Origin of the sequence: Pseudomonas sp. RW3S2 (assembly GCF_014268955.1) — a bacterium.
Taxonomy (GTDB): Bacteria; Pseudomonadota; Gammaproteobacteria; order Pseudomonadales; family Pseudomonadaceae; genus Aquipseudomonas; species Aquipseudomonas wayambapalatensis.
Window position 1 is genome coordinate 100,812 of record NZ_JABWRM010000002.1, and the last position, 25,687, is coordinate 126,498.

Here is a 25,687-nt window from a genome sequence, read left to right on the forward strand (position 1 = left end):
CGATCACCGCATATTTGGCAAACTCCAGCAAAATCAGTGGGTTGAAACCCGGCACAACTCCTGCAAAAGCCCCGGCATGCCCAGTCATCCGCAGGAGCGCCCTTGAACCGACTCAACTTCCCCTTGATCCCGCTCTGTGCCGTGCTGGCCCTGGCTGGCTGCGAGCGTGCCGAGCAGGTCACGACGCGCAGCGACCAGCCGCTGCACGGCGGAACCTTGGTCTATGCCACCGACCGTGAGCCCACCTGCCTGGACCCGCATGTGGCGGGTGACATGCCGCAAGTGTTCGTGGCCCAGCAGTACCTCGACTCGCTGGTGTCGATGGACAGCGACGGCCGTATCGGTCCTTGGCTGGCCGAGCGTTGGCAGGTGTCCGCCGACGGCCTGAGCTACACCTTCCACCTGCGCCGCGACGTGCATTTCACCGATGGCACGCCGTTCAATGCCCAGGCGGTCAAGGCCAATCTCGACCACATGGCCGACCCCAAGACCCAGTCCAGCACCGCGGGCGGCTATATCCGCCAGTATCGCGGCACCGATATCGTCGACGAATACACCGCCGTGGTGCACCTGGCCACGCCTTACGCCGCCTTCCTCGAAGTGCTCGCCCAAGGTTTTCTCGGCATCCAGTCGCCCACCGCGCTCAAGCGCAGCCGTGACGAGAACTGTGAAAGCCCGGTGGGCAGCGGGCCGTTCAAGGTGGTGCGCTGGGACCGGCAGAACCAGGTCGAACTGGTGCGCAACCCCGACTACAACTGGGCGCCGCCCACCGCCAGGCACCAGGGCCCGGCGTATCTTGAGCGCATCGTGTGGAAGTTCATCCAGGAGCCTTCGGTGCGTTTCGCCTCGCTGCAGGCCGGTGAGGTCGACGTGATCGAGAGCGTGCCACCCGAGTCGCACGAGGCTGCGCGGCGCAATCCGGATGTCGAGCTGATCATCGCCCAGCGCCCCGGCAACCCCACCAACGGCACCTTCAACCTGCGCCGGGCGCCGTTCGACGATATCCGCGTGCGGGAAGCCTTCGTACGCAGTGCCGATATCGAAGGCGCGCTCAAGAGCGTGTACTTCGGCGAGTTTCCGCGAGCCGGTGGCCCGCTCAGCGTGGCCACGCCGTTCTACAGCGGCGATTTCGAGCGCAGCCAGGACTACGATCCGCAGCGCGCCGCCCGATTGCTCGACGCCGCCGGCTGGACCGCGCGTGATGCGCAGGGTTACCGCACCCGCAATGGCAAGCGCCTGAGCGCTGTGGTGCTGATCGGCGCGCGTACACCGCCTTCGGAACTGACCCTCTGGGAGCAGGTGCAGGCCACCACCCGCCAGGCTGGCCTGGAACTGGTGATCGATCAGATGAGCGACGCCCAGGTCACCGCGCGCCAGGCCGCCTGGGACTACGACATCCGCACCGGTTACTGGAACACCAACACCCCGGATGTGCTGCGCATCATCTTTGGCTCGGCGTTCGTCCAGCCGGCAGGTGTCGGCGGCTATCACCAGAACTCCTCGGGCTTTGCCGATCCGGGCTTCGACGCGCTGCTCGACGACGCCCTGGCCACGCAGGATCCGGAGCGCCGTCGGGCGCTGTACCTCAAGGCCCAGCAACAGGCCGCCAGCCGGTACCTGCAATTGACCACCTACCCACAGAGCACGCGGCTGGGCCTCTACAAGACGGCCCACGGCGTGCGCCTGGAGCCCTCGTTGGCGGTGACCTACCTCTATGACGCATGGGTGAGCAAATGAGCGACCCGACGACCCTGACCGATCCCCGTCGCGAGCGCCTGGGTGCGCTCGCACGCCGCGCCGCCATTCGCCTGGGCGGCGGCCTGCTGGTGCTGTGGGCGGTGGCGACCCTGACCTTCTTCGCCCTGCGCCTGATGCCGGGCGACCCGGTGCTGGCGATTCTTGGCGGCACCACCGGCAACCCGACGCCTGAAGCCATCGAGGCGACCCGGCGCGAGTACGGCCTGGACAAACCGCTACCGGTGCAATACGTGCTGTATCTCGGGCGTCTGGTGCAGGGCGACCTGGGCCAGTCCTACTCCCAGCACCAGCCCGTGACCCGAGTGCTGGCCGAACAGGCCGGGGCAACCCTCGAGCTGACGTTCGCCGCGCTGGTGCTGGCCTGGTTGCTGGTGCTGCTGTTGACGGTGGTCACCGCCGGCCGTGGCCGGCTCATCGGCGGGCTGGCCTCGCTGGCCGAAACCCTCAGCGCCGCCTTGCCGCACTTCTGGCTGGGGGTGGTGCTGCTGGCGGTGTTCGCCTTCGGCTTGCGCTGGTTCCCGCCGGCGGGCAGCGACAGCCTCGCAAGCCTCGTGCTGCCGGCATTCTCCCTGGCCATTCCGCTGGCAGGATTCATCGCCCAGGTGACCCGTGAATCACTCGAGCTGACTCTCGATCAGCCCTTCATTCTCAGCGCCCGCAGCCGTGGCCTGAGCGACCTGGCCGTGCGCTTCCGGCATGCCCTGCGCCACGCCCTGCTGCCGGGGGTGTCACTGTCGGGCTGGGCCATCGGTGCGCTTATCAGCGGGGCGGTGGTGTGCGAAGTGATCTTCTCGCGCAAGGGGGTGGGCCGTCAGTTGTACCAGGCGGTGCAACTGCAGGATCTGCCGCTGGTGATCGGCATCACCCTGGTGGTGGCTGCAGCCTACGTGCTGGCCAACATTCTCGTGGACCTGCTCTACCAATGGATCGACCCACGCCAACAGGAGGCGAGCGCATGAGCGACCTTATTCTGGAACACAGCCAGGCGCCGCTGCGTCGACAACGTCGCTTGCAGTGGCCGCCGCTGGGGGCGAGCCTGGCGATCCTGTTCCTGCTCGCGCTGCTGCTGGCGGCGCTGGCGCCTGGGCTGTTCACCCGCATCGACCCGCTGGCGATCGTGCCGCGCGAGGCGTTCCAGGCGCCGAGTTGGACGCACTGGCTGGGCACCGACCAGTCGGGGCGCGACATCTTCGCGCGTATCGTCCATGGCGCGCGTCAGAGCCTGCTGATCGGTGTGGCGGCAACCTTGCTGTCGATGGCCATCGCCGTCAGCCTCGGGCTGCTCGGCGGATTGGGCGGGGCGCGGGTAGACCGTGGCGTGGGCTGGCTGCTGGAGGTGCTGTTCGCCTTTCCCAGCCTGGTGCTGGCGCTGCTGTTCGTGGCGGTGTTCGGCAGCGGTGTCGGTCCGCTGATCATCGCCACCGGGCTGGGTGGGGCGCCTGGCTATGCGCGGATGGTCCGTGGCCAGGTGCTGGCGGTACGCAATTCGGGCTATATCGAAGCGGCGCGGGCGCTGGGGCACCCGACCGCACGCATTGTCCTGCGTCAGTTATTGCCCAATGCCATGCGCCCGCTGGTGGTGACCCTGACCATGGGCGTCGACCAAGCCATCGTCTGGGCATCTGCCCTGAGTTTCCTGGGCCTTGGTGCCCGACCACCGGCGCCTGAGTGGGGCACCATGCTGTCGATGGGCCGTGATTTCATTGCCAGCGCCTGGTGGCTGAGCTTTTTCCCCGGCCTGTTCATCGTGCTCACCACGTTGGCGACCACCGCGGCCGGACGCTACCTTCAACACCGCCTGGAGGGCCGCCTGCCATGAGCGACAAGACCTTGATCGTCGATGGCCTGAACGTGACGTTCGAAGGCCGCAGTGTGGTGCGCGAACTGTCCTTTACCCTGGCGCCGGGTCGCTGTGTGGCCCTAGTGGGGGAGTCTGGCTCGGGCAAGAGCGTCAGCGCCCGCAGCCTGGTTGGGCTGGTGGGCGCGCGTGGCGAGGTGACCGCGCGCACCTTGGGCTTTGCCGGTCGCGACCTGCTGGCCCTGAGCGAGCGTCAATGGCGTGCGGTGCGTGGCAAGGATATCGGCTTCGTGCTGCAGGATGCGTTGGTGTCGCTCGACCCGCTGCGGCCCGTGGGCAAGGAAATCCTCGAGGTGTTGCAGACCCATGGCTATGGAGATCGGGCGCAGCGCGCTGCGCGCGTACTGACGCTGCTCGAACGGGTCGGGGTGCCGGACGTGGCGTTGCGTGCGCGGCAGCGGCCAGGCCAGCTTTCTGGGGGGCTGCGCCAGCGAGCGCTGATCGCCAGTGCGCTGGCACTGGAACCGGCGCTGGTGATCGCCGATGAACCCACCACTGCGCTCGATGCCACGGTCCAGGCGCAGATTCTTGAGGTGTTCCAGCAGATCAAGGCGCGGGGTGCATCGTTGCTGATCATCAGCCATGACCTGGCGGTGGTCGCGCAACTGGCCGATGAGGTGGTGGTGCTGCGCCATGGCGAGGTGGTGGAGCAGGGGCCGATGCAGCAGGTGCTGCGTCATCCACAGCACCCCTATACCCAGGCGCTGTTGGCCGCGGTGCCGGCGGAGCATCCGCGTGGCAGCCGCCTCTCGCCAACGCGTGCGGGCGAGCGTGTACCGCGTAGCGCCGTGCCTGGCGAGGTGCTGCTGCAGGCCCGAGGCCTGGGCAAGCGCTACACCGGCCCTGACGGGGTGGTGCGCCAGGTGGTGCAGGGCGTGGACTTCACCCTGCGTGCCGGGCGTACCCTGGGCATCGTCGGTGAGTCCGGCTCGGGCAAGACCACGGTCGCGCGCATTGCCCTCGGGCTGCTGCAACCGGACCAGGGCGAGGTGCTGTATCGCGGCCAGCCATGGAACCGCCCGAACGATGCCGTAAGCGAAGCCCGCCGCCGCCCGCTACGCCAGCAGATCAGCGTGATCTACCAGGACCCGCTGGGTTCGTTCGACCCGCGCTGGACCGTGGCGCAGATCCTTGATGACGCCTTGCAGGTGGCGGGCGTCGAGGCCGCCGCGCGCCCGGCGCGTATCCAGGTGCTGCTCGAGCAAGTGCGCCTGCCGGCCAGCCTGGCCAGCCGCCGGCCGTTGCAGCTCTCCGGCGGCCAGCGCCAGCGTGTGGCGATCGCCCGCGCCATCGCCAGTGAGCCGAAGCTGATCATCTGCGACGAGCCTGTGTCGGCGTTGGATGTATCGGTGCAAGCCCAGGTGCTCGACCTGCTGGCCGACCTGCAGGATGCGTTGGGTCTGGCCTATCTGTTCATCTCCCATGACTTGGGGGTGATTCGCCATGTCAGCGATGACGTGCTGGTGATGCGCCATGGCCAGGTGGTCGAGCATGCGCCGGTCGAGCAGTTGTTCGAGCAGCCTGCCCACGAATACACCCGCCGCCTGCTCGGCTCGGTGCCGCGCCTGCCGGGCAGCGGCGCCGAGCTGGTGGTGCCGCCGCTGGACCTGGAACACGAAGCCTTCGACCTGTTCGATGAATCACGCCTCTGGAAAATCGCCATTTAAGGATTGCCCCATGACCACCTTCCAACGTTTCCCCTCCCAGGCGCCGGCCGCCACTGTGGAGGCCTTGAAGACGCGCATCGATGCGCTGCTGCCAGACATCGCCGCCGGTGCGGCCGAGCGCGAGCGTGAGCGCCAGTTGCCGTTCGAAGCCATCGCCCGGCTGGCTGCGGCCGGGCTCTACACCGTGCGCATTCCGACCCGTTATGGTGGGCCCGGTGGCACGGTGAGCGATGTCATCGAATTGCTGCTGAAGATCGCCTCGGCCGACTCCAACGTTGCCCAGGCCCTGCGCCCGGGTTTCGCCTTTGTCGAGGGTCTGCTGGTGTCGGGCGCAGACGATGCCGAACAGGAGCGCGAGCGCTGGTTTGCGCGCTACCTGCAAGGTGCGGTGATCGGCAATGCAGGCTGGGAACTGGGCGGCGCCAATGGTGCCATCGCTGCGCGGCTGGTCCGCGAGGGTGACCACTATCGCGCCAATGGCAGCAAGTTCTACAGCACCGGGGCGCTGTTCGCCGACTATGTCAGCGCGGTGGCGCTGGATGAGGACGAGCAACCGGTGTCGTTCATCCTTCCGCGTGACCGCGACGGCCTGGAGCTGGTCGATGATTTCGATGCCATGGGCCAGCGCCTGACCGCCAGCGGCACCACGCACCTGCGCAATGTGCGGGTGGAGGCGCGCGAACTGCGCACGCGTACCGTGGAGGAGGGCAAGCGCACGCTGGTGACGCCGTTCCTGCAACTGTTCCTGGGCACCGTGCTGGCCGGGATCGCCCGCAATGCGCTGGACGACGCCACCCGTTTCGCCCGCGAGCATGCCCGGCCGATCAAGCACAGTACGGCCAGTCGTTCTGTGGACGATCCCTATGTTGAACTGAGCGTGGGCGATATCGCGGCGCGCGCCTATGGCGCCGAGGCGCTGGTGCTGAAGGCGGCCGCCACGATCGACCGGGCCTGGGCGGCGCAGTCGGACGAGGCGGCGGTGGAGCAGGCCGCGCTCGAAGTCGCGCAGGCCCAGTACCTGGTGGCGGAGCTTGCGCTCAAGGCGGCCGAGACAGTGTTCGACGTGGGAGGCGCGTCGACCACCGGGCGTGCGCACAATCTCGACCGCCATTGGCGCAACGCCCGCACCGTGGCCAACCACAATCCACGGCAGTGGAAGGCGGCGGTGGTGGGTGCCTGGCTGCTCAAGGGCACCCGCCCACCGGTGTCCGGCTTGTTCTAGAACTTCACATCCATCGCCACCTCGAAGGTACGCGGTGCGCCCATGTAGTACTGCTGCCCATAGGCCTGCTTGGCATACACCTCATCGGTCAGGTTGCGTACACGGCCGGTGAGGGTGGTGTGCTCGTCCAGGCGATAGCGGGCGAAGGCGCCGAACAGGGTGTAGGCGGGGGCCTTGAGGCTGTTGGCGTTGTCGGCGTAGACCGAATCGACGTAGCGGGCATCCACGCCGGCCGACCAGTCACGGGTGAAGGCATAGGTCAGCCACAGGTTGGCGACATTGGCTGGCACGTTCACCGGTGCATTGCCCTTGCGTGACACCGACACACCACTTACCGCCTCGTTGAACTCATCGTAACGGGCATCGACATAGGCGTAGTTGGCCTCGGCCAGCAGCCTGGGCGTGACCTGCAGGCGCCCGGACAGCTCGATACCGCGCGAGGTCTGCTGACCCGCCTGGACCGTCAGGTTGGGGTCGTTGGAGTCACGCACCGCGAAATCCTTGCGCACGATCTGGTAGACCGCCACGGTGGCGGCGCCGCGTCCGTCGAGGAAGCCGAACTTGCTGCCGGCCTCCCACTGCTCGCCCTTGGACAGGTCGAACAACCCGACGTTGGAATAGGTCGCCGATGCCAGCGAGCCGGCCGGCAGGTCGGCGGAGTTGCTGTACTGCAGGTAGACGCTGGCTGTCGGGGTCAGTTCGTAGGTCAGGCCGATGCGCCCGGACAGCGGCTCCCAGCGGCGCTCGAAATAGGCCGGCGAACTGGGGCTGACCGGGCCGTAGTTGGTGACCTGCATGTCCAGGTAGTCGTAGCGCAGGGCCGTCAGCAGCGCCAGGCGGTCGGTCAGTTCCAGGCGATTCTCGGCGAACAGCGCGCGGTTGAGCACCTCGTTGCGTCGCTGTTTGGTCAGGCCGCGATTGACGCCGGGAATGTCGTAGAAACTGCCGGGATCGAAGTGATCCGGATCGACCACGTCGCTGTAGCTGCCCGAGGTCGGGTACAGAGTCTGGTGCATGCTCGACCAGTCCAGCCCCAGCGACCACTGGCTGCTCAGGCCGAACAGGCTGTTGTCGTGGCGCAGCTCGACACGATCGCCGATCACGCTCTGCTGGTGGCGTTGCAGGTAGGGGCTGGAGCGCACCACGTTGCCGTCGCTGTTGTAGCGGTAGCCTTCGAGGTTGCGGTAATCACGCTGGGCATCGTAGTGGTAGAGGGTGTTCTGCACGCTGGTAGTGTCGCTCACCTGGTAATCGAGGATCGAACGCAGCCAGCGTACACGCTGCTCGTAGCGCCCGTCGGCGACGTTGTAGTTTTCGAAGCGGCGGCTCTTGTCGATCTTCAGGGTGCTGCGCCCCGGCAGGATGGGCGAGCCCCAGTAGGGGCTGTCCTCTTTGTCTTCCTGGTACTCCAGCGCCAAGGTGTGGGTGAGGTTGGGCGAGAGGTCGCTGAGCAACGAGAAGGCCAGGCTGTCGGTGTTGCGCTGGTTGCGGTCAATGTAGCCATTGCCCTGGCTGTGGCTGAAGTCCAGGCGTGCGAAGTGGCGGGCATCGGCGGGGTTCTTGGCCAGGGCCTGGTTGATGCCGAAGGCGACTTCCGAGTCGTCGTAGCTGCCGTAGCGGATGCGCCCATCGAGGGTTTGCGCGTCGCGGCTGGCGAGCTTGGTGATGTAGTTGATCGAGCCCCCCACGGCGCCGGCGCCATGCAGGAACGACGACGGGCCGCCGATCAGTTCGACCCGATCCAGCACCCACGCATCCACCGGGCGGGTGGCGCTGCTGTAGCCCAGGTTGATGCCGTTGTAGAGCTGGGTCACCTGGTTCTGGGTGAAGCCTCGGTAGGCGACGAAGCCGCCGTAGCCGGGGTTGGCCGAGGCATTGACGCCGGTCATGGCGTTGATCACGTCCTGACTGTCCTTGGCGTCACGCTGCTCGATCACCCGGCGGTCCGAGACGCTGACCGAAGCCGGTGTCTGCCGTGCCGTGAGGCCCAGGCGCGAGCCGGTGCGAATCGGTTCATCCAGTTGCACGCCAGAGGGCGACTGCTGTTCGGCGTCGATGGTGGTGGCGTCGAGTTGCACGGGGGCGACGTCGGCCCAGGCACAGGTGCAGGTGGCGCCCATCAGGAGCACCAGAGAAGTGTTGCGGATCATGTTGTAGTGATTTCCACGCAAAGGTCATGGCTGACCCACGGGCACAGGCGTGCCCGCCTGGGGTCAGGCGAAGGTCGCTGCTGCGGGGAGGTCGGACGGGGAGGCGCGGGGCGGGATGGCGGGGCGCAGATAGCGTGGGGGCGGCTGCGCCCAGCTGCGCACGATGATCGGCGAGGGTTGCCCGCCATGCGCCGCAGGGAATGACCAGAGACTGCCACTCAGTGGCACGGCCAGCGCAAAGGAGGAGCACACCGGGCAATCGAGCTGGGCCATGTGCTGGTCGCTGCTGCTGTCGCCCAGGTCGATGGCCGGGCCTTTGCCGGTACTGTCGAGGGCGCAGAAACCACCGTCCAGGCCCGACAGACGCAGGCCGCTCATCTGGCCGTGGTGCAGGCCACAGAGCAACAGGCTGAACAGCACGCTGGCATAGAGCGTCCAGGCGGTCAGCGAACGTGTCCGACGGGTGGTTTTCATGGCCGCGAATCTACCATTCGGATGGCGGGGAGGGTGGCGGTCGTGGTGTGGTCGATTGTCGCAACGTCGTCTGGCGAAATTCGCGCTGCCCTTTATCGCAGTATCTGGCACAGACCCGATGCCCATGAGCACCGAAACCGGGCTCACACCCGCTCTCCAGTTGTGCGTGCCGCCCTATCCGGGAGCGCAGGCCGAAGAATTTCATCTTCGTTCATCTGCGTAGTTGGCCCGCAACCTGCTATATCAGTTCAGCAGTTTCAGACAAGCGGTCATTGCGTACCCCATCGTAGGTAAACGCGACAGATCAGCCAAAAATTAGCAACACCACGGATTTCAGGGGCTGCAGGATGTCGTCCGCGCAACAAATCGAACAACCTGGGAGCGATTCCGGCTGGAGTGCACACCTGCAATTGCGCTTCGTCAAACGCGGGGATACGACTCGTCTTGGTGCACGAAAGCATTTTGGCCCTCTTTTGGTGCAGCGCCCTTTTTATCCCGAAGGCGCGCCGTGCCATGTCTACATCCTTCATCCCCCAGGTGGCGTCGTCGCCGGTGACCGGCTCGAGCTCGATATCCACCTGGAACCTGGCAGCCACGCGCTGCTGACCATGCCTGGCGCGAGCAAGTTCTACCGCAGCATCGGCCCGACCGCGCACCTGGCGCAGCGCTTCCACCTGGCGGCCGACAGCTCGCTGGAGTGGCTGCCCCACGACAGCATCTTCTTCGATGGCGCTCGCGCCCGGCTCGACAGCCGTTTCACCCTCGAACCCGGCGCCCGCCTGCTGGCCTGGGAAACCCTGTGCCTGGGGCGTCCGGTGATGAGCGAGCGCTTCGATCATGGCGCCCTCGACAGCCGACTGCGCGTCGAGCTGCCGGACGACCCGGGGCTCCACGAGCGCCTGCGCATAGAAGGCGGGCACCTGGAAAAACTCGGCGGTTATCCGCTGGTCGCGACGTTCTGCGCCGCACCTGCCGATACGGCCCTGCTCGAGCAGGTACGCCAGCTGCTCGACGACGTGGAAACCCCGGCTGGCGCGACCCTGCTCGGGCCGTTGCTGGTGATTCGCCTGCTCGATAACGACAACCAACACGTGCAACGCACCCTGCAGCGCCTCTGGCATCTGTTGCGCCCGGCCGTACTGGGCCTGGCGCCGAGCCCGCCGCGCATCTGGGCCACCTGAGAGAGCCTCCCATGGAGCTGACCCCGAGAGAGAAAGACAAACTGCTGCTGTTCACCGCCGCGCTGGTTGCCGAGCGCCGCCTGGCCCGTGGACTGAAGCTCAACTACCCCGAAGCGGTGGCGCTGATCAGCGCTGCGGTGATGGAGGGCGCGCGGGACGGCCGCACGGTGGCCGAGCTGATGAGCCTGGGCCGCGAGGTGCTCAGCCGTGACCAGGTCATGGACGGTGTGCCTGAGCTGATCCCGGACGTCCAGGTGGAAGCGACCTTCCCCGATGGCACCAAGCTTGTGACGGTCCACGAACCTATCGTCTGACGCTGCCCAGGAGGCATTCATGATTCCCGGAGAAATCCAGGTCGCCCCAGGCGACATCGAGCTCAATGTCGGCCGCGAAACGGTCAGCGTCAGCGTTGCCAATCATGGCGACCGCCCGGTGCAGGTCGGCTCGCACTACCACTTCTACGAAGCCAACGACGCGCTGGTGTTCGAGCGCGAGCCGACCCGAGGCTTTCGCCTGGACATTCCCGCCGGCACCGCCGTGCGTTTCGAGCCTGGCCAGTCACGTACCGTGCAGTTGGTGGCCTACGCCGGCAAGCGCGAAGTCTATGGCTTCCAGGGCAAGGTGATGGGCGCGCTGGAGGACAAGGCATGAGCCGTATTTCCCGTCGGGCCTACGCCGACATGTTCGGCCCCACCGTCGGCGACCGCGTGCGCCTGGCCGATACGGCGCTGTGGGTCGAAGTGGAGAAGGACTTCACGATCTATGGCGAGGAAGTCAAGTTCGGTGGTGGCAAGGTCATCCGCGATGGCATGGGGCAGGGCCAGATGCTGGCCGCCGAAGCCGTGGACCTGGTGCTGACCAACGCACTGATCATCGATCACTGGGGGATCGTCAAGGCCGACATCGGCGTTCGAGGGGGGCGTATCGTCGCCATTGGCAAGGCTGGCAACCCAGACGTGCAACCCGGCGTCACCATCCCGGTTGGCGCGTCGACAGAAGTGATCGCGGCCGAGGGCAAGATCGTCACGGCAGGCGGCATCGACTCCCATATTCATTTCATCTCCCCGCAGCAGGTGGATGAGGCCCTGACCAGCGGCGTCACTACATTCATCGGCGGCGGCACCGGTCCGGCGACCGGTACCAACGCCACCACCTGTACGCCGGGGCCTTGGTACCTGGCGCGCATGCTCCAGGCTGCCGACAGCTTGCCGATCAACATCGGCTTTCTCGGCAAGGGCAACGTCTCCAAGCCCGAACCGCTGCGCGAGCAGATCGCGGCCGGTGCCATGGGCATGAAATTGCACGAAGACTGGGGTTCGACGCCGGCGGCCATCGATTGCTGCATGAGCGTGGCGGAAGAGATGGACATCCAGGTCGCGATCCACAGCGATACGCTCAACGAATCCGGCTGCATCGAGGACACCCTGGCAGCGATTGGCGATCGCACCATCCACACCTTTCATACCGAGGGGGCTGGTGGGGGGCATGCACCGGATATCATTCGCGCGGCAGGGCAGGCCAACGTGCTGCCGTCCTCGACCAACCCGACGTTGCCCTACACCATCAACACCGTGGATGAGCACCTGGACATGCTCATGGTCTGCCACCACCTGGACCCGAGCATTGCCGAAGACGTGGCCTTCGCCGAGTCGCGCATCCGCCGCGAGACCATCGCCGCCGAGGACATCCTCCACGACATGGGCGCGTTCTCCATGACCTCGTCCGATTCCCAGGCCATGGGCCGGGTCGGCGAAGTGGTGCTGCGGACCTGGCAGGTGGCTCACCAGATGAAGGTGCGCCGCGGCCCCCTGGCGCCGGACAGCAGCTACAGCGACAACTTCCGGGTCAAGCGCTACATCGCCAAGTACACCATCAATCCGGCGCTGAGCCATGGCATCGCCCATGAGGTCGGCTCGGTGGAGGTGGGCAAGCTGGCCGACCTGGTGGTCTGGTCGCCCGCGTTCTTCGGTGTCAAGCCGTCGGCGGTGATCAAGGCCGGTATGATCGTCACGGCGCCTATGGGCGATATCAACGGTTCGATCCCGACCCCGCAGCCGGTGCATTACCGCCCAATGTACGCAAGCTTCGGTGCGGCGCGCCACGCCACGCGCATGACCTTCCTGCCCCAGGCCGCCATGGACCGTGGGCTGGCCGAGGAACTGGGGCTGCGCAGCCTGATCGGGGTCACCCGCGGCTGTCGCCGGGTACGCAAGGCTGACATGGTGCACAACGGCCTGCAGCCGTTGATCGAGGTCGATGCCCAGACTTACCAGGTGCGCGCCGATGGCGAGTTGCTGGTGTGCGAACCGGCCAGCGAACTGCCACTGGCCCAGCGTTATTTCCTGTTCTGAAGGAGCAAGCATGATTGTCCTGACCCGCCGTGTCGCCGAGGCTGCCTCGGTCAGCGGCACTGTCACCCTGGATGTGGACAGCCGAATCAAGAGCCGCCTGCGCGTGACCCTCGACGATGGCCGCGAAGCCGGTCTGATGCTCGAACGCGGCCACCTGCTGCGCGGTGGCGAACTGCTCGCCGATGCCGATGGCCTGCACGTGGTGCAGGTGCTGGCAGCACCGGAGCGCGTTTCCACGGTGCGCTGCGCCGATCCGTTGCTGCTGGCGCGTGCGGCCTACCATCTGGGCAATCGCCATGTGCCGTTGCAGATCGAGGCCGGCCTTTTGCGCTACCAGCATGATCATGTGCTGGACGAAATGGTGCGCGGCCTCGGTCTTGAGGTGCTGATCGAGCAGGCACCGTTCGAGCCGGAGGCTGGCGCCTACCAGAGTGCTCCTCACGGGCACGCCCACAATCATCCCTTCGTTCGCCTGTAAACACCTTCCGAACTGCCTTGGAGCACACAATGAAAAAAGCCCTTGCCCTCGCTTTACTGATGATCGCCTTGCCAGCCTTCGCTCACCCCGGCCACGACAACAACCCGCTGCAGGACGGTTTGCTGCACCCGCTGACGGGCCTGGACCACCTGCTCATGCTGCTGGGTACCGGCGTGCTGGCGGCACTGACCCGACGCAACCTGAGCTTGCCCCTGGCCACGCTTTCGGCGATGTTCGGCGGCGCGGTGCTGGGGCATCTGTTCGGCGACCTGGTCGGAGTCGAGACCATGATCTCTATCTCACTGGTGGTGGCCGCCTGCGCCATGCTGCTGCCTAATCGCCAGGTACTGCTGGCCCTGGCCATGCCGGTGTTCGCCCTGTTCCATGGCTGGGCCCACGGCGTTGAAGCAACGCCCAGCGCGTTCTGGATGTTCAGCGCAGGCTTCGTCACCGTCAGTGCGCTGCTGCTGGTGGTCGGGTTCGGCGTGGGCTGCCTGCTGCGTCGCCACAGCAAGCTGCAGAAGCTGTTCGGTGGCGGCTTGCTGGCCGGTGCCGCGTTCGTGCTGGCCGGCTGATGAGCAGCGACCTGGCGCTGTTACGCCTGCTGCAACTGGCAAGCCCGGGCCTGCCGGTGGGTGGCTTCACCTATTCGCAAGGCCTGGAGTGGGCCGTCGAGGCGGGCTGGGTGCGTGACACGGCCGGCTTTTGTGCCTGGCAGCGTGAGCAGTTGCACGACACCCTGGGTTGTCTTGACTGGCCATTGCTGGCGCGCCTCTACCGGGCATGCCAGGGCGATGATGCCGAGGCCTTCGCACGCTGGACCCAGTTTCTGCTGGCCAACCGCGAGACGGCTGAGCTGCGGCTGGAAGAGCGCCAGCGAGGTAGCGCCCTGGCGCGGCTGCTCGATGGCTGGCAACTGGCCCAGGCGCCAGCCTGGCGTGAGAGCATCGAACTCTCCCAGCTCGGCGGCATGGCCTGGCTGGGCGCGCATTGGTCGATTCCGCTGCGCGACCTGGCCCTTGGTCATGGCTTCGCCTGGCTGGAAGGCGCCGTCATGGCCGGGGTCAAGCTGGTGCCTTTCGGCCAACAGGCGGCCCAGACCTTGCTGCGCGACTTGGGCGCCGAGCTGCCCGCCGTGCTCGACCAGGCCCTGACCCTGGAGGATGACGAACTGGGCGGCGGCCTGCCGCTGCTGGCCATTGCCTCGTCACGCCACGAAACCCAATACACCCGTTTGTTCCGTTCCTGAGGATTGCCAACATGCAAAGCTATCAGCAACCCCTGCGCGTCGGTGTCGGCGGCCCGGTCGGCTCCGGCAAGACCGCGCTGCTCGAGGCCCTGTGCAAGGCCATGCGTGACCATTACCACATCGCCGTGGTGACCAACGACATCTACACCAAGGAGGACCAGCGCATCCTCACCGAGGCCGGTGCTCTGGAGCCTGAGCGCATCGTCGGCGTCGAGACTGGCGGCTGCCCGCACACCGCAATCCGCGAGGATGCCTCGATGAACCTGGCGGCGGTCGAGGCGTTGGCGCGCAAGTTCGGCAACCTGGAGGTGATCTTCGTGGAGAGCGGTGGCGACAACCTCAGTGCCACGTTCAGCCCGGAGTTGGCCGACCTGACCATCTATGTGATCGACGTCGCCGAAGGCGAGAAGATCCCGCGCAAGGGCGGGCCGGGCATCACCAAGTCGGATTTCCTGGTGATCAACAAGACCGACCTTGCACCTTATGTGGGTGCGTCGCTGGAGGTGATGGAGCGCGACACCAACCGCATGCGTCCCGAGCGGCCCTGGACGTTCAGCAACCTGAAGAAGGGGGAGGGGTTGCAGGCGGTGATCGATTTCATCGTCGATCGCGGGATGTTGGGGGTGAGGGGGTAAGCCTTCTCTGAGCTTTACTCGGCCCTGTGGCAGCGGCGGTTTGCCGCGCCCACAGGTCCTTTGTCAGGCCGCGATCTTCGAAGGGTCGCCCTGCAGCAACCAGCGGCTGCGCTGCGATTGCAGCAGCCCCTCGAGCAGCGACACACCGCGATCGCGTTGGGCGATGCGGTCCTGCTCGAACGCATCCTTGAGCAAGCTCAGCACGTTGCGCGACTGGGTCACGGCCTTGGGCGTGGTCACGTCGCTTTTCAGGTCGCCATCGACATAGGTGAGGATCCGCTCTTTCTGGCTCGCCTGCTGGGTCGCGCTGGCCTCAACCAGTTGGCCTTTGTCATAGGCCAGGCGGGTGGTGCTGCTGGCCTGGTCGTCGATCAGGTGGTAGCTGTAGTTCTGCGACTCGCGGTCGCTGCCCAGTATCAGGTTGGTCAACGGATTGAGGCCGCGGTGGAACGAGGCAGTAAGCTTGCTCTGCTGGTTCTGCTCCACCGAGCGGTCCTGCATGCCACGGCTCTTGACCGTGGTGCTCTGCGAGGCGCTGAAGGTGAAACTGTCGGTTTCGTCCTGGCGCATCGGGTTGCTTCTGCGTGTGGTTTCGCTGATCGATGCGCTGAAGTCGGCCAGGCCGCTGAGCAGGGCACGGTCCTTGTCGTTCAGGGCGGATGGGCTTTGCACCGCAGGTTGGCGATTGTCGTCGATGCTGTTGAGCAGGGTGAACGCGGTCTTGAACAGGTTCATCAGGTTCTCGTCGCCACGACCGCGGCGCTGGGCGGCGTCGAACTGGGTCAGGTAGTTGTCGATCGCCGCCTTGCGCTGCGCCGACTTGCCCAGCAGCTCGGCGTCCTGGGTGTCCAGACTCAGTTGCACCTGGCCGGAAGGGCCCTGCAGGCTGAGGCTGCGCGCCTTGTCATCGAGGCTCAGGGAGAAGGTCTGCTCGCCGCTCAGGGATTGGAACTTGCTGCTCATCTGCAAGGCGCTGAACAGCTTCGGATCGAGCTTGACCAGTGCGCCGAGCTTGAGCTGGGGTGGCACCTCGTTGAGGCCGTCGATGGTAGATTGGAAGGCGTCGGCGAGGTTGCCCAGGCCCTTGAGTTCTTCGGCGCTGAGCGAGCCGCCTTCGACTTCGGCGCTCACCGCCAAGCCCTTCTCGCCACTGGCCAGCGACAAGCGGATGGTCGCGCCGGAAGCGGTGGTCAGGCTGAAGGTGACGCCGCTGTCGGGATTCTCGCGCAGGCGCTGCTGCTGCAGCTTGAGCACGCCAGGGTCGATCGGAGAGTCGTCGCTGAAGGCGAACACCGACTGCGAGATGTTCTTGCCGCCGTTCTGTGCAAGCTGCTCGATCAAGGCCGCACCAATGCCTTTGAAGCGGCCTGCGCTGCTGGACGACTGGAAGGCTGTCTGCAGTGTGGTGGCGAGCTTGTCCTGGCTGTCGTTTTCCCAGACATAGCGGACCTGGCCTGGCAGCAGCCCCTGGCGCGAGTAGGTCTCGGAATCGCTGATGGTGTTGTTCTGGCCGAGAATCACACTGGTGCTCGGGACTGCCGAGACACTGGCGATGCCGGTCGGTTTGCTGGCGCTGGTCGGATCTGGTTGCGGGGCAGCCAGGACCGGGGCCAGGCGCTGTGCTGCTGTTATCGGATTCATTAGCGTCCTGCCGAATTGAGGTGCGGGTACGTCAGTGATATCGGCAGGCCAGCGCCCAACATTAGAAAATCCCGCAAACGAAACGGCCCGCCAGAAGGCGGGCCGTTCGTTACAGCAGGCGGCGATCAACGGCGGCGGAACAGCGGCAGCGGCTCGTCGGTGGCACCCTGGTAGGTGACCGAGAAGTCCTTCAGGCTCTGCAGCGCGTCTTGCGGGTCCTTGTCAGCACGGATCGCGAAGGCGTCGAAACCACAGCGGGCCATGTAGAACAACTGGTCGCGCAGGACGTCGCCGATGGCGCGCAGTTCGCCCTTGTACTGGTAGCGGTCACGCAGCAGGCGCGCATTGGAGTAGTTGCGCCCGTCGGTGAACGCCGGGAAGTTCAGGGCGATGACCTGGAAGTGCTGGACGTCCTCGCCGATTTCCTCGGCTTCTTCGTCGCTGTCCAGCCACACGCCCAGGCCGCCGTCGCGGGCCTTGAGGGCATGGGCATGGTCACGCCACAGCTGCAGCGGAACGATGTAGTCGTCGCAGTTGGTCAGTTCGTCGAACGAGGTACCCTTGGGCAGCAGGTGCCAGGTTTCGTCGACGAGCTGGTTGTTCTTAATGATTCGCTGCATAGACGCGTTCCTTGAATGGGTCGATGCCGATACGCTGGTAAGTGTCGATGAAGCGCTCGTCTTCGTTGCGCTGCTCGACGTACACGTTGATCAGCTTCTCGATCACGTCAGCCATGTCGTCCTGGGCGAAGGAGGGGCCGAGGATCTTGCCAAGGGTCGCATCGCGCGCGGCGTTGCCGCCCAACGACACCTGGTAGAACTCCTCGCCTTTCTTGTCCACGCCGAGGATGCCGATGTGGCCCACGTGGTGGTGGCCGCAGGCGTTCATGCAGCCGGAGATGTTCAGGTCGAGCTCGCCGATGTCGAACAGGTAGTCCAGGTCGTCGAAGCGGCGCTGGATGGATTCGGCGATCGGGATCGACTTGGCGTTGGCCAGGGAGCAGAAGTCGCCACCCGGGCAGCAGATGATGTCGGTCAGCAGGCCGATGTTCGGCGTGGCAAAACCACTTTCACGCAGTTCCAGCCACAGCGCGTGCAGCTGACGCTGCTCGACGTCGGCGAGGATGATGTTCTGCTCGTGGGAGGTGCGCAGGTGGCCGAAGCTGTAGCGGTCGGCCAGGTCGGCGACGGCATCGAGCTGCTTGTCGGTCAAGTCGCCTGGGGCTACGCCGGTGGGCTTGAGCGACAGGGTGACTGCGACATAACCCGGCTTCTTGTGGGCGCGGGTGTTGCGCGAACGCCAGCGGGCGAAGCCAGGGTTTTCCTGGTCCAGGGCGCTGTAGTCGACGTTTTCCAGCGCGAGGTACTCGGGGTCGACGAAGTGACGTGCGACGCGTTGCAGCTCGGCTTCGGTCAGGGTGGTGCTGCCGCCGCGCAGGTGAGCCATCTCGGCTTCGACCTTTTCGGCGAACACTTCCGGGGTAAGGGCCTTGACCAGGATCTTGATCCGCGCCTTGTACTTGTTGTCACGGCGGCCGTAACGGTTGTACACGCGCAGGATGGCGTCCAGGTAGCTGAGCAGGTCCTGCCAGGGCAGGAACTCGTTGATGAACGCACCGATCACCGGGGTACGGCCCAGGCCGCCGCCGACCAGGACGCGGAAGCCCAGCTCGCCGGCTTCGTTGTGCACCGGCTCCAGGCCGATGTCGTGCACTTCGATGGCGGCGCGGTCGTCCTTCGAGCCGTTGACGGCGATCTTGAACTTGCGCGGCAGGTAGGCGAATTCCGGGTGGAAGGTGGTCCACTGGCGGACGATCTCGCACCAGGGGCGCGGGTCGATCAGCTCATCGGCGGCGACACCGGCGAACTGGTCGGTGGTGACGTTGCGCAGGCAGTTGCCGCTGGTCTGGATCGCGTGCATCTGCACGGTGGCGAGTTCGGCCAGGATGTCCGGGACGTCTTCCAGCGCCGGCCAGTTGTACTGCACGTTCTGGCGGGTGGAGATGTGGGCGTAGCCCTTGTCGTAGTCACGGGCGATCTTCGCCAGCATGCGGACCTGGCCGGCGTTCAGCTGGCCGTAAGGCACGGCGACACGCAGCATCGGCGCGAAACGTTGGATGTAGAGGCCGTTCTGCAGGCGCAGAGGGCGGAATTCTTCTTCGCTCAGCTCACCGGCCAGGTAGCGGCGGGTCTGATCACGGAACTGCTTGACGCGGTCCTCGATGATCCGCTGATCGTACTCGTCGTATACGTACATAAAAGTCCTGTCTCAGGCTGCATGCAGCTAATCGCGCGCACGGCCGCGCACTCCGGGTCGGAGCGGGGGAACGATAACAGGTTGTATTTATGCGCTAAAGTGATGTTTTTGCATATGAAAAGAACCAATTGGACTAAGTGAGACTGGCTGCTATTTGTCGGGTGGCTGGCCCGGCGCCGTTATACTGAGCCCCTTTGCATTGCAGGGATGTTGCGCATGTTCATCAGGGCGCTGTGCCGCAGTCTGTGCCTGGGTCTGCCATTGGTGGCGAGCGCCCAGGCGGCTTCGGTGGTGTTTCTCAACCCGGGCTTGTCCGATGAGACGTTCTGGGTCAGTTATTCGCACTTCATGCAGGCCGCCGCCGACGATCTGGGGATGGACCTGCGGGTGGAATACGGCGAGCGCCAGGCCGAGCGGCAACTCGAGCAGGCGCGGGCCGTTCTGCGGGGGGCGCACAAGCCAGACTATTTGGTGTTGGTCAACGAGCAGTACGTCGCGCCGGAGATCATGCGGCTGTCCCAGGGCAGCGGGGTCAAGCTGCTGTTGGTCAACAACGCCCTGACCGAGGGGCAGGCCGAGGAGATTCAGGCGCAGCCGGGCAAGTATGCCGCGCTGCTCGCGTCGCTGGTCGGCAATGACGAACAGGCGGGTTACCAGATGCTGCACGATCTGGTCGCCAGTTTGCCCAGGACTGGCGAACCGATCGAGCTGCTGGCGTTCTCCGGCATCAGCACCACGCCGGCTTCGCAACTGCGCGAGCAGGGCATGCGGCGGGCGTTGGCCGAGCTTGCGCAGGTACGCTTGCGCCAGGTGGTGTATGGCGGCTGGAGTCGCCAACGGGCCTTCGAACAGGCCCAACTGCTGCTGCAGCGCTATCCACGCGTGCGCCTGGTGTGGTCGGCGAACGACGAGATGGCGTTCGGTGCGATGCAGGCATTCGAGGCGGTTGGCCGGGTGCCGGGGCGCGATGTGCTGTTCAGTGCGGTCAACAGTTCACCCGAGGCCTTGCAGGCTCGCGTGGATGGGCGACTGAGCGTGCTCATGGGCGGGCACTTCAGCCTGGGGGGTTGGGCCATGGTGATGCTGCATGACGATGCCCGGGGCCTGGCGCTGAACCGTGACGGGCAACACCTGTACCGCCTGCCGGTGCTGCAGGCCATCGATGCGGTGAAGGCCAGGCGCTGGCTCGAACTGAGCGCCCGTAAAGGCTATGGCGTCGACTTTCAGCGCTACAGCGCCGAGGGACGAGACACCGATTATCGCTACCCGTTCCTGACGTCACCCGTCGATTATTGAAAAACCCTGCTTGAGCAAAGGGCATTGCTGGGCTTAACTGCTGATGTGACGTGCATTCCCATAACCACTACAAGAGGTAATGCAATGGGAAACCCGACCAAGCTCCGCAAGCCTGACAGCAGTGTCGACGCCTGGGCGATCCTGTGCCTGATCGTGCTGGTTGTCGTGACCGCTGTGTATTGGGTCAGCCATCAGTAACGCAAATTTCAGACCGTGAACCGCAACTGAGCCGCCCGCGGGAGGGAATTCCGCGGGCGGATGCGTTTGGGCGGTGGTATCGCGTTTCAAGGGCAATCAGCGCCCCGTCAGGTGCATCGCCAATTGCACCAGCCCCACCAGCACCAGGATGAACACCAGGGTGAACATCACCCCCATCACGATGAAGTGGCTGGCCTTGCCGTGGGTGAAGTCGCGTGCGCGGTTCTTGCCGCTCTGCACACCGAAGGCGGCGGCGAGGATGCTGTGCAGCATCTGCCAGAAGGTTGGCGGCTTGCCTTGGCTGGAATCGTCCATGGTCGCTCCTGGAAAATCTGAGGCAATCAGCGAAAGTGTAGGCAAGAACGGCGCTCAGCGCCCGACCCGCTTGCCTCGCTGCAAGCCCACCTCCAGTGCCTGGCCGTCACGTTGTTTGCCCTGGCGCGCCAGGCTTTCGAGCTGGGGAATGAGCATGCCTTCGGGCAAGTGGCGCCAGAACCGCCCTGGCATGTGCAGGCGCAGGGCATCAGGATTCAACCGCGCCGGATTGAAGGTGGAGCGGTAGTAGGTACGCCACAGTTCGGCGCCGGGATCTTCGGCATGGCGTGCCCAGTCGATCCACTCACCTGGACATTGCCGACGGTAGTCGAGATTGCTGCCGTCGAAACGAATGCCATCGGTGGGCGTTGCGATCAGCCAGCGTTGGCGCCCGAGGCGATCGGCAAAATGGCTACTGGCGCTTTCAAGGATGTCATGGGCGGGTTCGTGGTAGGCCACCAGGTCCAGTTGCAGGCGTTCGGCGACCGCTTCCGGCAGCGGCACGAAGCGCACGAAGGCGTGCAGGTGATGTGCCTCGCGGGAGACCTGCTTGATACGCCGCTGCAACTCGCTGCCCAGGCGATCACCGGCAAGCATTGCCGTGCGATCCCCATGGGCGACGCGCCAGAGCACTTCGTACAGCAGGTTCCAGCGTTGCGCGCCGCGATAGCGCGCCGCCTGCTCGAGTTGTGCGAGCAAGGCCGCCGGTACTCGCGGGCGGAATGGGCCGGGCCCTTCTGGCAACGGCGTGGCAATGGCGAGCAGGTCGTCCATCGGGCCCTGGCTCCAGGTCACGTCGGCCGGGTCGATGCCATGGCCGAGCAGTATCCGTGCTTGCTTGCGCCAGGTGTCGAACAGGTCGTCGCAATTCAGCGCGATCATGCCCAAAGCCCCATCTGCACCGGCGCCTGCGGCTCGCGCAGGCGTTGGCGCAACAGGCCGCTGCGCAGTTCGGCCTGGGCCGGGCGGTAATCACTGGTGACGATGAACGGACGGGCTTTTTCCAGCACGCAACGCAACTGGATCAGGTCGTCGTAGCGAATGCGCCGCTCGCGGCGCAGTGTCACCAGGCGCTGCACGCTGCGCAGGCCGATACCGGGGATGCGGGCGAGCAGGGCGGGTTCGGCGCGATTCAGGTCCAGCGGAAAGACCTCGCGGTTTGCCAGGGCCCAGGCCAGCTTGGGGTCGATGTCCAGCGCCAGGTTGCCGGCCTGGCCGAGCAGCTCGCCAGCCTTGTAGCCGTAGCCGCGCATCAGGAAGTCGGCCTGGTACAGGCGATGTTCGCGCAACAGCGGCGGGGCGGCCAGCGGCACGCTGTTGGGGCTGTCCGGGATGGGGCTGAAGGCGGAGTAGTACACACGCTTGAGGCCATAGCCCTGGTACAGCGATTCGGCGTTGCGCAGCAGGGTGCGGTCGTCGGTGGCGTCGGCGCCGACGATCACCTGGGTGCTCTGCCCGGCCGGGGTGAAGCGTGGCGCCCTGGGTTCGTTGGCCACGGCCTGCTGGCCCTGGTGAATCACGCCCATGGCCTGGCGGATGGTGTGCGCCTGTTTCTCTGGGGCCAGGCGCTTGAGGCTGGCCTCGGTGGGCAGTTCGACGTTGACGCTCAGGCGGTCGGCCAGGCGCCCGGCTTCCTCGATCAGCAGTGGATCGGCATCGGGGATGGTCTTGAGGTGGATGTAGCCACGAAAGCCATGCTCTTCACGCAACAGCCGCGCCACTCGATTCAACTGCTCCATGGTGTAGTCGGCCGAGCGGATGATGCCCGAACTCAGGAACAGCCCGCTGATGCAGTTGCGCCGGTAGAAGTCGAGGGTCAGGCGTACCACTTCCTCGGGGCTGAAGCGTGCGCGAGGCACGTTGCTGGAGCGGCGATTGACGCAGTACTGGCAGTCGTACAGGCAAAAGTTGGTGAGCAACACCTTGAGCAGCGATACGCAGCGCCCATCGGGGGTATAGCTGTGGCAGATGCCCATGCCATCGGTGGCGCCAAGCCCGTCACGCCCCCGCGAGCTGCGCTTGGGCGCGCCGCTGCTGGCGCAGGAAGCATCGTATTTGGCGGCGTCGGCGAGGATGCCGAGCTTGGCGATGAGTTGCATGGGGATGTCTCGTGATACTGGTTTTTCATACAGTATTTCGAGGCGCGTCCGGTTGCAAGTGTTGGCTGTCTTAATCTGCGCGGGTCAGGGTTGTAAAACATCACCTGGTTCAAAGGCGAGTCCAGCCTCTCGGAACGCGGCCTTGGCCAGTCTTTCCCTGGCCTTGAGCACCTTCAATTTGATCTCGTAATCATTCTTGGCCGCGTTGCCGCCCTTGGGTACCGCCGCAGCGGCGGCGTTGAGCGCGTCCAGGGCAGCCTGATACTCGGTCAGTCGGGTTGCGGCCGCCGTGGCGTCGGTGATCTGCGCGGCCTGGGCATCCTGACTGGACAACGAGAGACGAGTCTTGTCCTGTGCAAGTTTGACCAGTTCCTCGCGCTTGCTGGCCAATGCTTCTCCGACCATCTTGCTGAGTGCGCCGGGCTTGCCTGTCTCGATGTATTGGACTTTTAGATTGCCCGGCAAATAGGGCACGCTGCTGTTTTCGGGTGGCATGGTCACTTTTGCATCCACCGGTTGCCATGGCCCGCGGCTGGTACTGCTGACGAGCGGAAGATCACTTTTTTTCACCGACATCCTGGTCGACTCCATGCCGACCAGAACCTGGCCGCCCGGTATTCGTACTTCGGCGCTCAGTCGCACGTCACGCGTGCGGGCCACACCAAAACCTTCGCCGGCGAACTCCCTGATGACGAAGTACGGGGTGTCATACGACAGGAATCGGACATCCTTGGAATAGACCACATTGTATTCGGCGTAGGCATACAGTTTTCTCAAGCGCTGCAGTGTGGCGAGTTGTCCGGTGTCCATCCTCGACAAACGTGCCCGGGCGGTTTCACGAACATCGTCTTCCAGAGGCATCTGGGCAAGGATGTCCTGAGCCCATGTCTCCTGGTACTCCGATTTATCGAAGACGCCCACCACAGCCACCACACAACTGGCCTGGCCGTTCCACAAGGCACTGCCCTCTGTGACCGTCAGCAAATCGCTCGTCCTTTCGGTGGACTCGCTATTCACCTCCTTGTCATCCTTCAATTGAGCCGAAAGGGCATCGATACCTACGCCAATGGCCTGGCCCGCCAGATTTGCCGCGATGCCGATCAGTATTGGCTCCAGACCGGTCGCTTCGGGGCGTGCCGTTTCGCCGGTCACCGGGCACTCGCTGGCCAGGAAGGCGCGCGTTTCCACGCCCGGCGCAATATGGGGGGTGCAGCCGTTCAGCAGCATGGCGGCGGGTAACAAAAGACCCTTACTCAAGTTCATCGAGCATCTCCTTGGGAACAATGGTTGCCACGTTGTTTGCCTGGACGCCGACCGCCCGTTCGGTGCAAGGCCCGCCATCATCGAACCTTCCGGCCTCACCTCGGTTTATCGCAACCAGGTACGACCCACCTGGGGGGCTTGCGGACCTCTGTCGCACCATCAACGGTGCACCGCTGCCACCGGCAATGGTCCCGCATTTGTGCAACAGGCAGCCTGCTTCTGTCGGGTTATTCGGGCCGGCGATCTGGCAGAAACCGCCGCTGTAGCTGCGCAGTTCGTCACGATCCGCCAGCCCCAACGCAGCACTGCCGGGCCATACGCTGGTCACTTGCAGTTCGCTGAGGGGACCATCGCCGGGACGTATTTGCTGCGGGGTGGCGCTTCGCAGAGGGACTTTGTCTGGCCATGGCAGGGTGACCAGGATCACGAAGTCATTGTTTGGCGAAATCGCCTTGCCTATCAGGTCGGTACCCGCCTGGCGGTTTCGGACGATGCCACAGACTGGAAGGGGTTGATCAACCCCGGCGTAGCTGAAGCTTATGGCCAGAGGGGACACTTGGCGCGCCGTGCCTGACTCGGTGAACAGGCAGTGACGGCTGGTTGCCAGATAGCGCTTGCCCAGCCTCACCGCTGTGCAGGTCTGGTTACCTACCGTCAGCTTTCCCACCATGTGGGCAGTGTCCCCCGGCAGCGTGCGACTTGTGCATTTTTCGATCAGATCCCTGTATGCCAATTCGAAAGCTTTGATGCGAGTGTGCTGCGGGTCGTTGTCGGGTACGGGCAATCTTCTTGCGCGCAGCAGTTCGTTGGGTACATCGCCCCAGCGCTGCTGGGAGGCCAAGGTCGGCAGGACCTCACTCACTTGTCTGGAGGTTGTCACGAAGCGGTCGATGACTTGGGCAGTACACAGGCTCGATGACCGACGCAGTCGTTCATCATCGGACGGCTCGTTTCCCGCTTGAGATGGATTGCGCTTGCGCTCGTCCGAATCGGCCAGTGATGGTGGAACTACACGTTGGGGCAATGCGTTGGAGGCAAAATCCTGTAGGTCCAACAGCTTCAACTGCATCGGCGTGCTGCCCACCAGCCCCTGCGCCAATTGGTTCAGGGTCGAGTCACTGAGAGCGACCCTGGCGTTGTCCGGCAGTTTCAGGATGGCTCCGTCTGCGATCGCCAGGCTACCTGTGCGTACCAGGGGTTTGAGCTGCCCGGCTGCGATGGATCGCGCAGCCAGCAAGTCGTCGGCGTCTTCGAGACCACGCTGGGCCACGCGAGTCGTGAAGAGCACACCGAGGTTCTCGACATACAGCAGTTTGCTGGTGGGTTGGGGTAACTGCTCGGGGCAGGCGGTTTGTGGAAAGGCGAGCGACGGCGCCAGGAGCAGTGTCGTCGCAAGCAAACACCGAGCAGGTAAAGACGCATCCATGCTAAGGCCTCGCGGGAGTTAAGACCGTTTTGCCTGGTCGCCACGCCAGGGCGCCGATGTCGAGGTGTAGGTCGAAGTGCCACTATCGACATTGATTTGAGGTATAGCCACTGCGTGAGCCCCTCGCCAGCATCTCTGTTCAGAATCGCGAGGGCTCCAGCGTGCGGCTA

At 65.1% G+C, this 25,687-nt stretch carries 24 protein-coding genes; 14 read left to right on the top strand and 10 right to left on the bottom strand.

The genetic code is table 11. The features are described 5' to 3' along the window. The first annotated feature begins 123 nt into the window (after window positions 1-123). The 5 genes from HU748_RS03360 to HU748_RS03380 are packed head-to-tail and all read left to right on the top strand — an operon-like array spanning window position 124 to window position 6,505. Window positions 124-1,737 (top strand): ABC transporter substrate-binding protein, encoded by a 1,614-nt coding sequence (locus HU748_RS03360; protein WP_238343282.1) that lies wholly within the window; start codon window positions 124-126, stop codon window positions 1,735-1,737. Then, window positions 1,734-2,717, top strand: a complete 984-nt coding sequence (locus tag HU748_RS03365; RefSeq protein ID WP_186665105.1) for an ABC transporter permease — start codon at window positions 1,734-1,736, stop codon at window positions 2,715-2,717. The genes HU748_RS03360 and HU748_RS03365 overlap by 4 nt, the downstream gene beginning before the upstream one ends. Beyond that, complete coding sequence (locus HU748_RS03370; protein WP_186719181.1) at window positions 2,714-3,577, top strand: ABC transporter permease; 864 nt, start codon at window positions 2,714-2,716, stop codon at window positions 3,575-3,577. Before HU748_RS03365 ends, HU748_RS03370 begins: the two co-directional genes overlap by 4 nt. Then, a complete protein-coding gene (locus HU748_RS03375; RefSeq protein WP_186719183.1) occupies window positions 3,574-5,283 on the top strand; it encodes an ABC transporter ATP-binding protein in 1,710 nt (569 codons plus the stop codon). Before HU748_RS03370 ends, HU748_RS03375 begins: the two co-directional genes overlap by 4 nt. A 10-nt stretch (window positions 5,284-5,293) precedes the next feature. Further along, window positions 5,294-6,505, top strand: coding sequence for an acyl-CoA dehydrogenase family protein (locus HU748_RS03380; RefSeq protein WP_186708529.1), 1,212 nt, complete (start codon window positions 5,294-5,296; stop codon window positions 6,503-6,505). On the opposite strand, the gene HU748_RS03385 is transcribed toward HU748_RS03380, so the two are convergent. Together HU748_RS03385 and HU748_RS03390 are read right to left on the bottom strand one after the other, a co-directional pair. Continuing rightward, window positions 6,502-8,655, bottom strand: coding sequence for a TonB-dependent receptor (locus HU748_RS03385; protein WP_186719185.1), 2,154 nt, complete (start codon window positions 8,653-8,655; stop codon window positions 6,502-6,504). The genes HU748_RS03380 and HU748_RS03385 overlap by 4 nt on opposite strands. 63 nt (window positions 8,656-8,718) lie before the next feature. Continuing rightward, the gene (locus HU748_RS03390) at window positions 8,719-9,129 is read right to left on the bottom strand and encodes a DUF2946 family protein (RefSeq protein ID WP_186708530.1); all 411 of its coding nucleotides are present in this window, start codon (window positions 9,127-9,129) and stop codon (window positions 8,719-8,721) included. A gap of 347 nt (window positions 9,130-9,476) precedes the next feature. Between HU748_RS03390 and HU748_RS03395 the strand changes: the two genes are divergently transcribed. The 8 genes from HU748_RS03395 to ureG are packed head-to-tail and all read left to right on the top strand — an operon-like array spanning window position 9,477 to window position 15,023. Next, on the top strand, window positions 9,477-10,310 hold the full coding sequence (locus tag HU748_RS03395; RefSeq protein WP_186665093.1) for an urease accessory protein UreD: 834 nt from the start codon (window positions 9,477-9,479) through the stop codon (window positions 10,308-10,310). Between the two features lie 11 nt (window positions 10,311-10,321). Beyond that, window positions 10,322-10,624 carry an urease subunit gamma gene (locus tag HU748_RS03400; RefSeq protein WP_186665091.1) on the top strand — a complete coding sequence of 101 codons (303 nt, stop codon included), beginning with the start codon at window positions 10,322-10,324 and terminating at the stop codon, window positions 10,622-10,624. Between the two features lie 19 nt (window positions 10,625-10,643). Continuing rightward, window positions 10,644-10,961: an urease subunit beta gene (locus tag HU748_RS03405; protein ID WP_186665089.1), complete on the top strand. Its 318-nt coding sequence runs from the start codon at window positions 10,644-10,646 to the stop codon at window positions 10,959-10,961. After that, window positions 10,958-12,661, top strand: coding sequence for an urease subunit alpha (gene ureC, locus HU748_RS03410; RefSeq protein WP_186719187.1), 1,704 nt, complete (start codon window positions 10,958-10,960; stop codon window positions 12,659-12,661). Before HU748_RS03405 ends, ureC begins: the two co-directional genes overlap by 4 nt. A 10-nt stretch (window positions 12,662-12,671) precedes the next feature. Next, window positions 12,672-13,139, top strand: coding sequence for an urease accessory protein UreE (gene ureE, locus HU748_RS03415; RefSeq protein WP_186719188.1), 468 nt, complete (start codon window positions 12,672-12,674; stop codon window positions 13,137-13,139). Between the two features lie 29 nt (window positions 13,140-13,168). Further along, window positions 13,169-13,714 (top strand): HupE/UreJ family protein, encoded by a 546-nt coding sequence (locus HU748_RS03420; RefSeq protein WP_063545045.1) that lies wholly within the window; start codon window positions 13,169-13,171, stop codon window positions 13,712-13,714. Then, window positions 13,714-14,388: an urease accessory protein UreF gene (locus HU748_RS03425; RefSeq protein WP_186665079.1), complete on the top strand. Its 675-nt coding sequence runs from the start codon at window positions 13,714-13,716 to the stop codon at window positions 14,386-14,388. Before HU748_RS03420 ends, HU748_RS03425 begins: the two co-directional genes overlap by 1 nt. 11 nt (window positions 14,389-14,399) lie before the next feature. Further along, on the top strand, window positions 14,400-15,023 hold the full coding sequence (gene ureG, locus HU748_RS03430; protein WP_186665077.1) for an urease accessory protein UreG: 624 nt from the start codon (window positions 14,400-14,402) through the stop codon (window positions 15,021-15,023). 63 nt (window positions 15,024-15,086) lie between these two features. Here the strand turns inward: ureG and HU748_RS03435 are convergent, their stop codons facing one another. The 3 genes from HU748_RS03435 to HU748_RS03445 all read right to left on the bottom strand — a co-directional run bounded on the left by HU748_RS03435 (window position 15,087) and on the right by HU748_RS03445 (window position 18,920). Further along, a complete protein-coding gene (locus tag HU748_RS03435) occupies window positions 15,087-16,664 on the bottom strand; it encodes a hypothetical protein (RefSeq protein ID WP_186719190.1) in 1,578 nt (525 codons plus the stop codon). Window positions 16,665-16,789: 125 nt separating this feature from the next. After that, window positions 16,790-17,284, bottom strand: a complete 495-nt coding sequence (locus HU748_RS03440; RefSeq protein WP_186665073.1) for a DUF934 domain-containing protein — start codon at window positions 17,282-17,284, stop codon at window positions 16,790-16,792. Then, the gene (locus HU748_RS03445) at window positions 17,268-18,920 is read right to left on the bottom strand and encodes a nitrite/sulfite reductase (protein WP_186709650.1); all 1,653 of its coding nucleotides are present in this window, start codon (window positions 18,918-18,920) and stop codon (window positions 17,268-17,270) included. The genes HU748_RS03440 and HU748_RS03445 overlap by 17 nt, the downstream gene beginning before the upstream one ends. 216 nt (window positions 18,921-19,136) lie before the next feature. Between HU748_RS03445 and HU748_RS03450 the strand changes: the two genes are divergently transcribed. Next, a complete protein-coding gene (locus HU748_RS03450; RefSeq protein ID WP_186709651.1) occupies window positions 19,137-20,216 on the top strand; it encodes an ABC transporter substrate-binding protein in 1,080 nt (359 codons plus the stop codon). A gap of 294 nt (window positions 20,217-20,510) precedes the next feature. On the opposite strand, the gene HU748_RS03455 is transcribed toward HU748_RS03450, so the two are convergent. The 5 genes from HU748_RS03455 to HU748_RS03475 all read right to left on the bottom strand — a co-directional run bounded on the left by HU748_RS03455 (window position 20,511) and on the right by HU748_RS03475 (window position 25,517). Next, the gene (locus HU748_RS03455; protein WP_054890753.1) at window positions 20,511-20,729 is read right to left on the bottom strand and encodes a DUF2970 domain-containing protein; all 219 of its coding nucleotides are present in this window, start codon (window positions 20,727-20,729) and stop codon (window positions 20,511-20,513) included. 54 nt (window positions 20,730-20,783) lie between these two features. After that, entirely contained in the window at window positions 20,784-21,617 is an 834-nt protein-coding gene (locus HU748_RS03460; protein ID WP_186719192.1) for a TIGR03915 family putative DNA repair protein, read from the bottom strand. Beyond that, on the bottom strand, window positions 21,608-22,828 hold the full coding sequence (locus HU748_RS03465) for a putative DNA modification/repair radical SAM protein (protein ID WP_186665064.1): 1,221 nt from the start codon (window positions 22,826-22,828) through the stop codon (window positions 21,608-21,610). Before HU748_RS03465 ends, HU748_RS03460 begins: the two co-directional genes overlap by 10 nt. Window positions 22,829-22,912: 84 nt before the next feature. After that, window positions 22,913-24,091: a hypothetical protein gene (locus HU748_RS03470; protein ID WP_186719194.1), complete on the bottom strand. Its 1,179-nt coding sequence runs from the start codon at window positions 24,089-24,091 to the stop codon at window positions 22,913-22,915. Next, window positions 24,078-25,517, bottom strand: a complete 1,440-nt coding sequence (locus tag HU748_RS03475) for a hypothetical protein (protein ID WP_186719196.1) — start codon at window positions 25,515-25,517, stop codon at window positions 24,078-24,080. The genes HU748_RS03470 and HU748_RS03475 overlap by 14 nt, the downstream gene beginning before the upstream one ends. Between the last annotated feature and the right edge of the window lie 170 nt (window positions 25,518-25,687).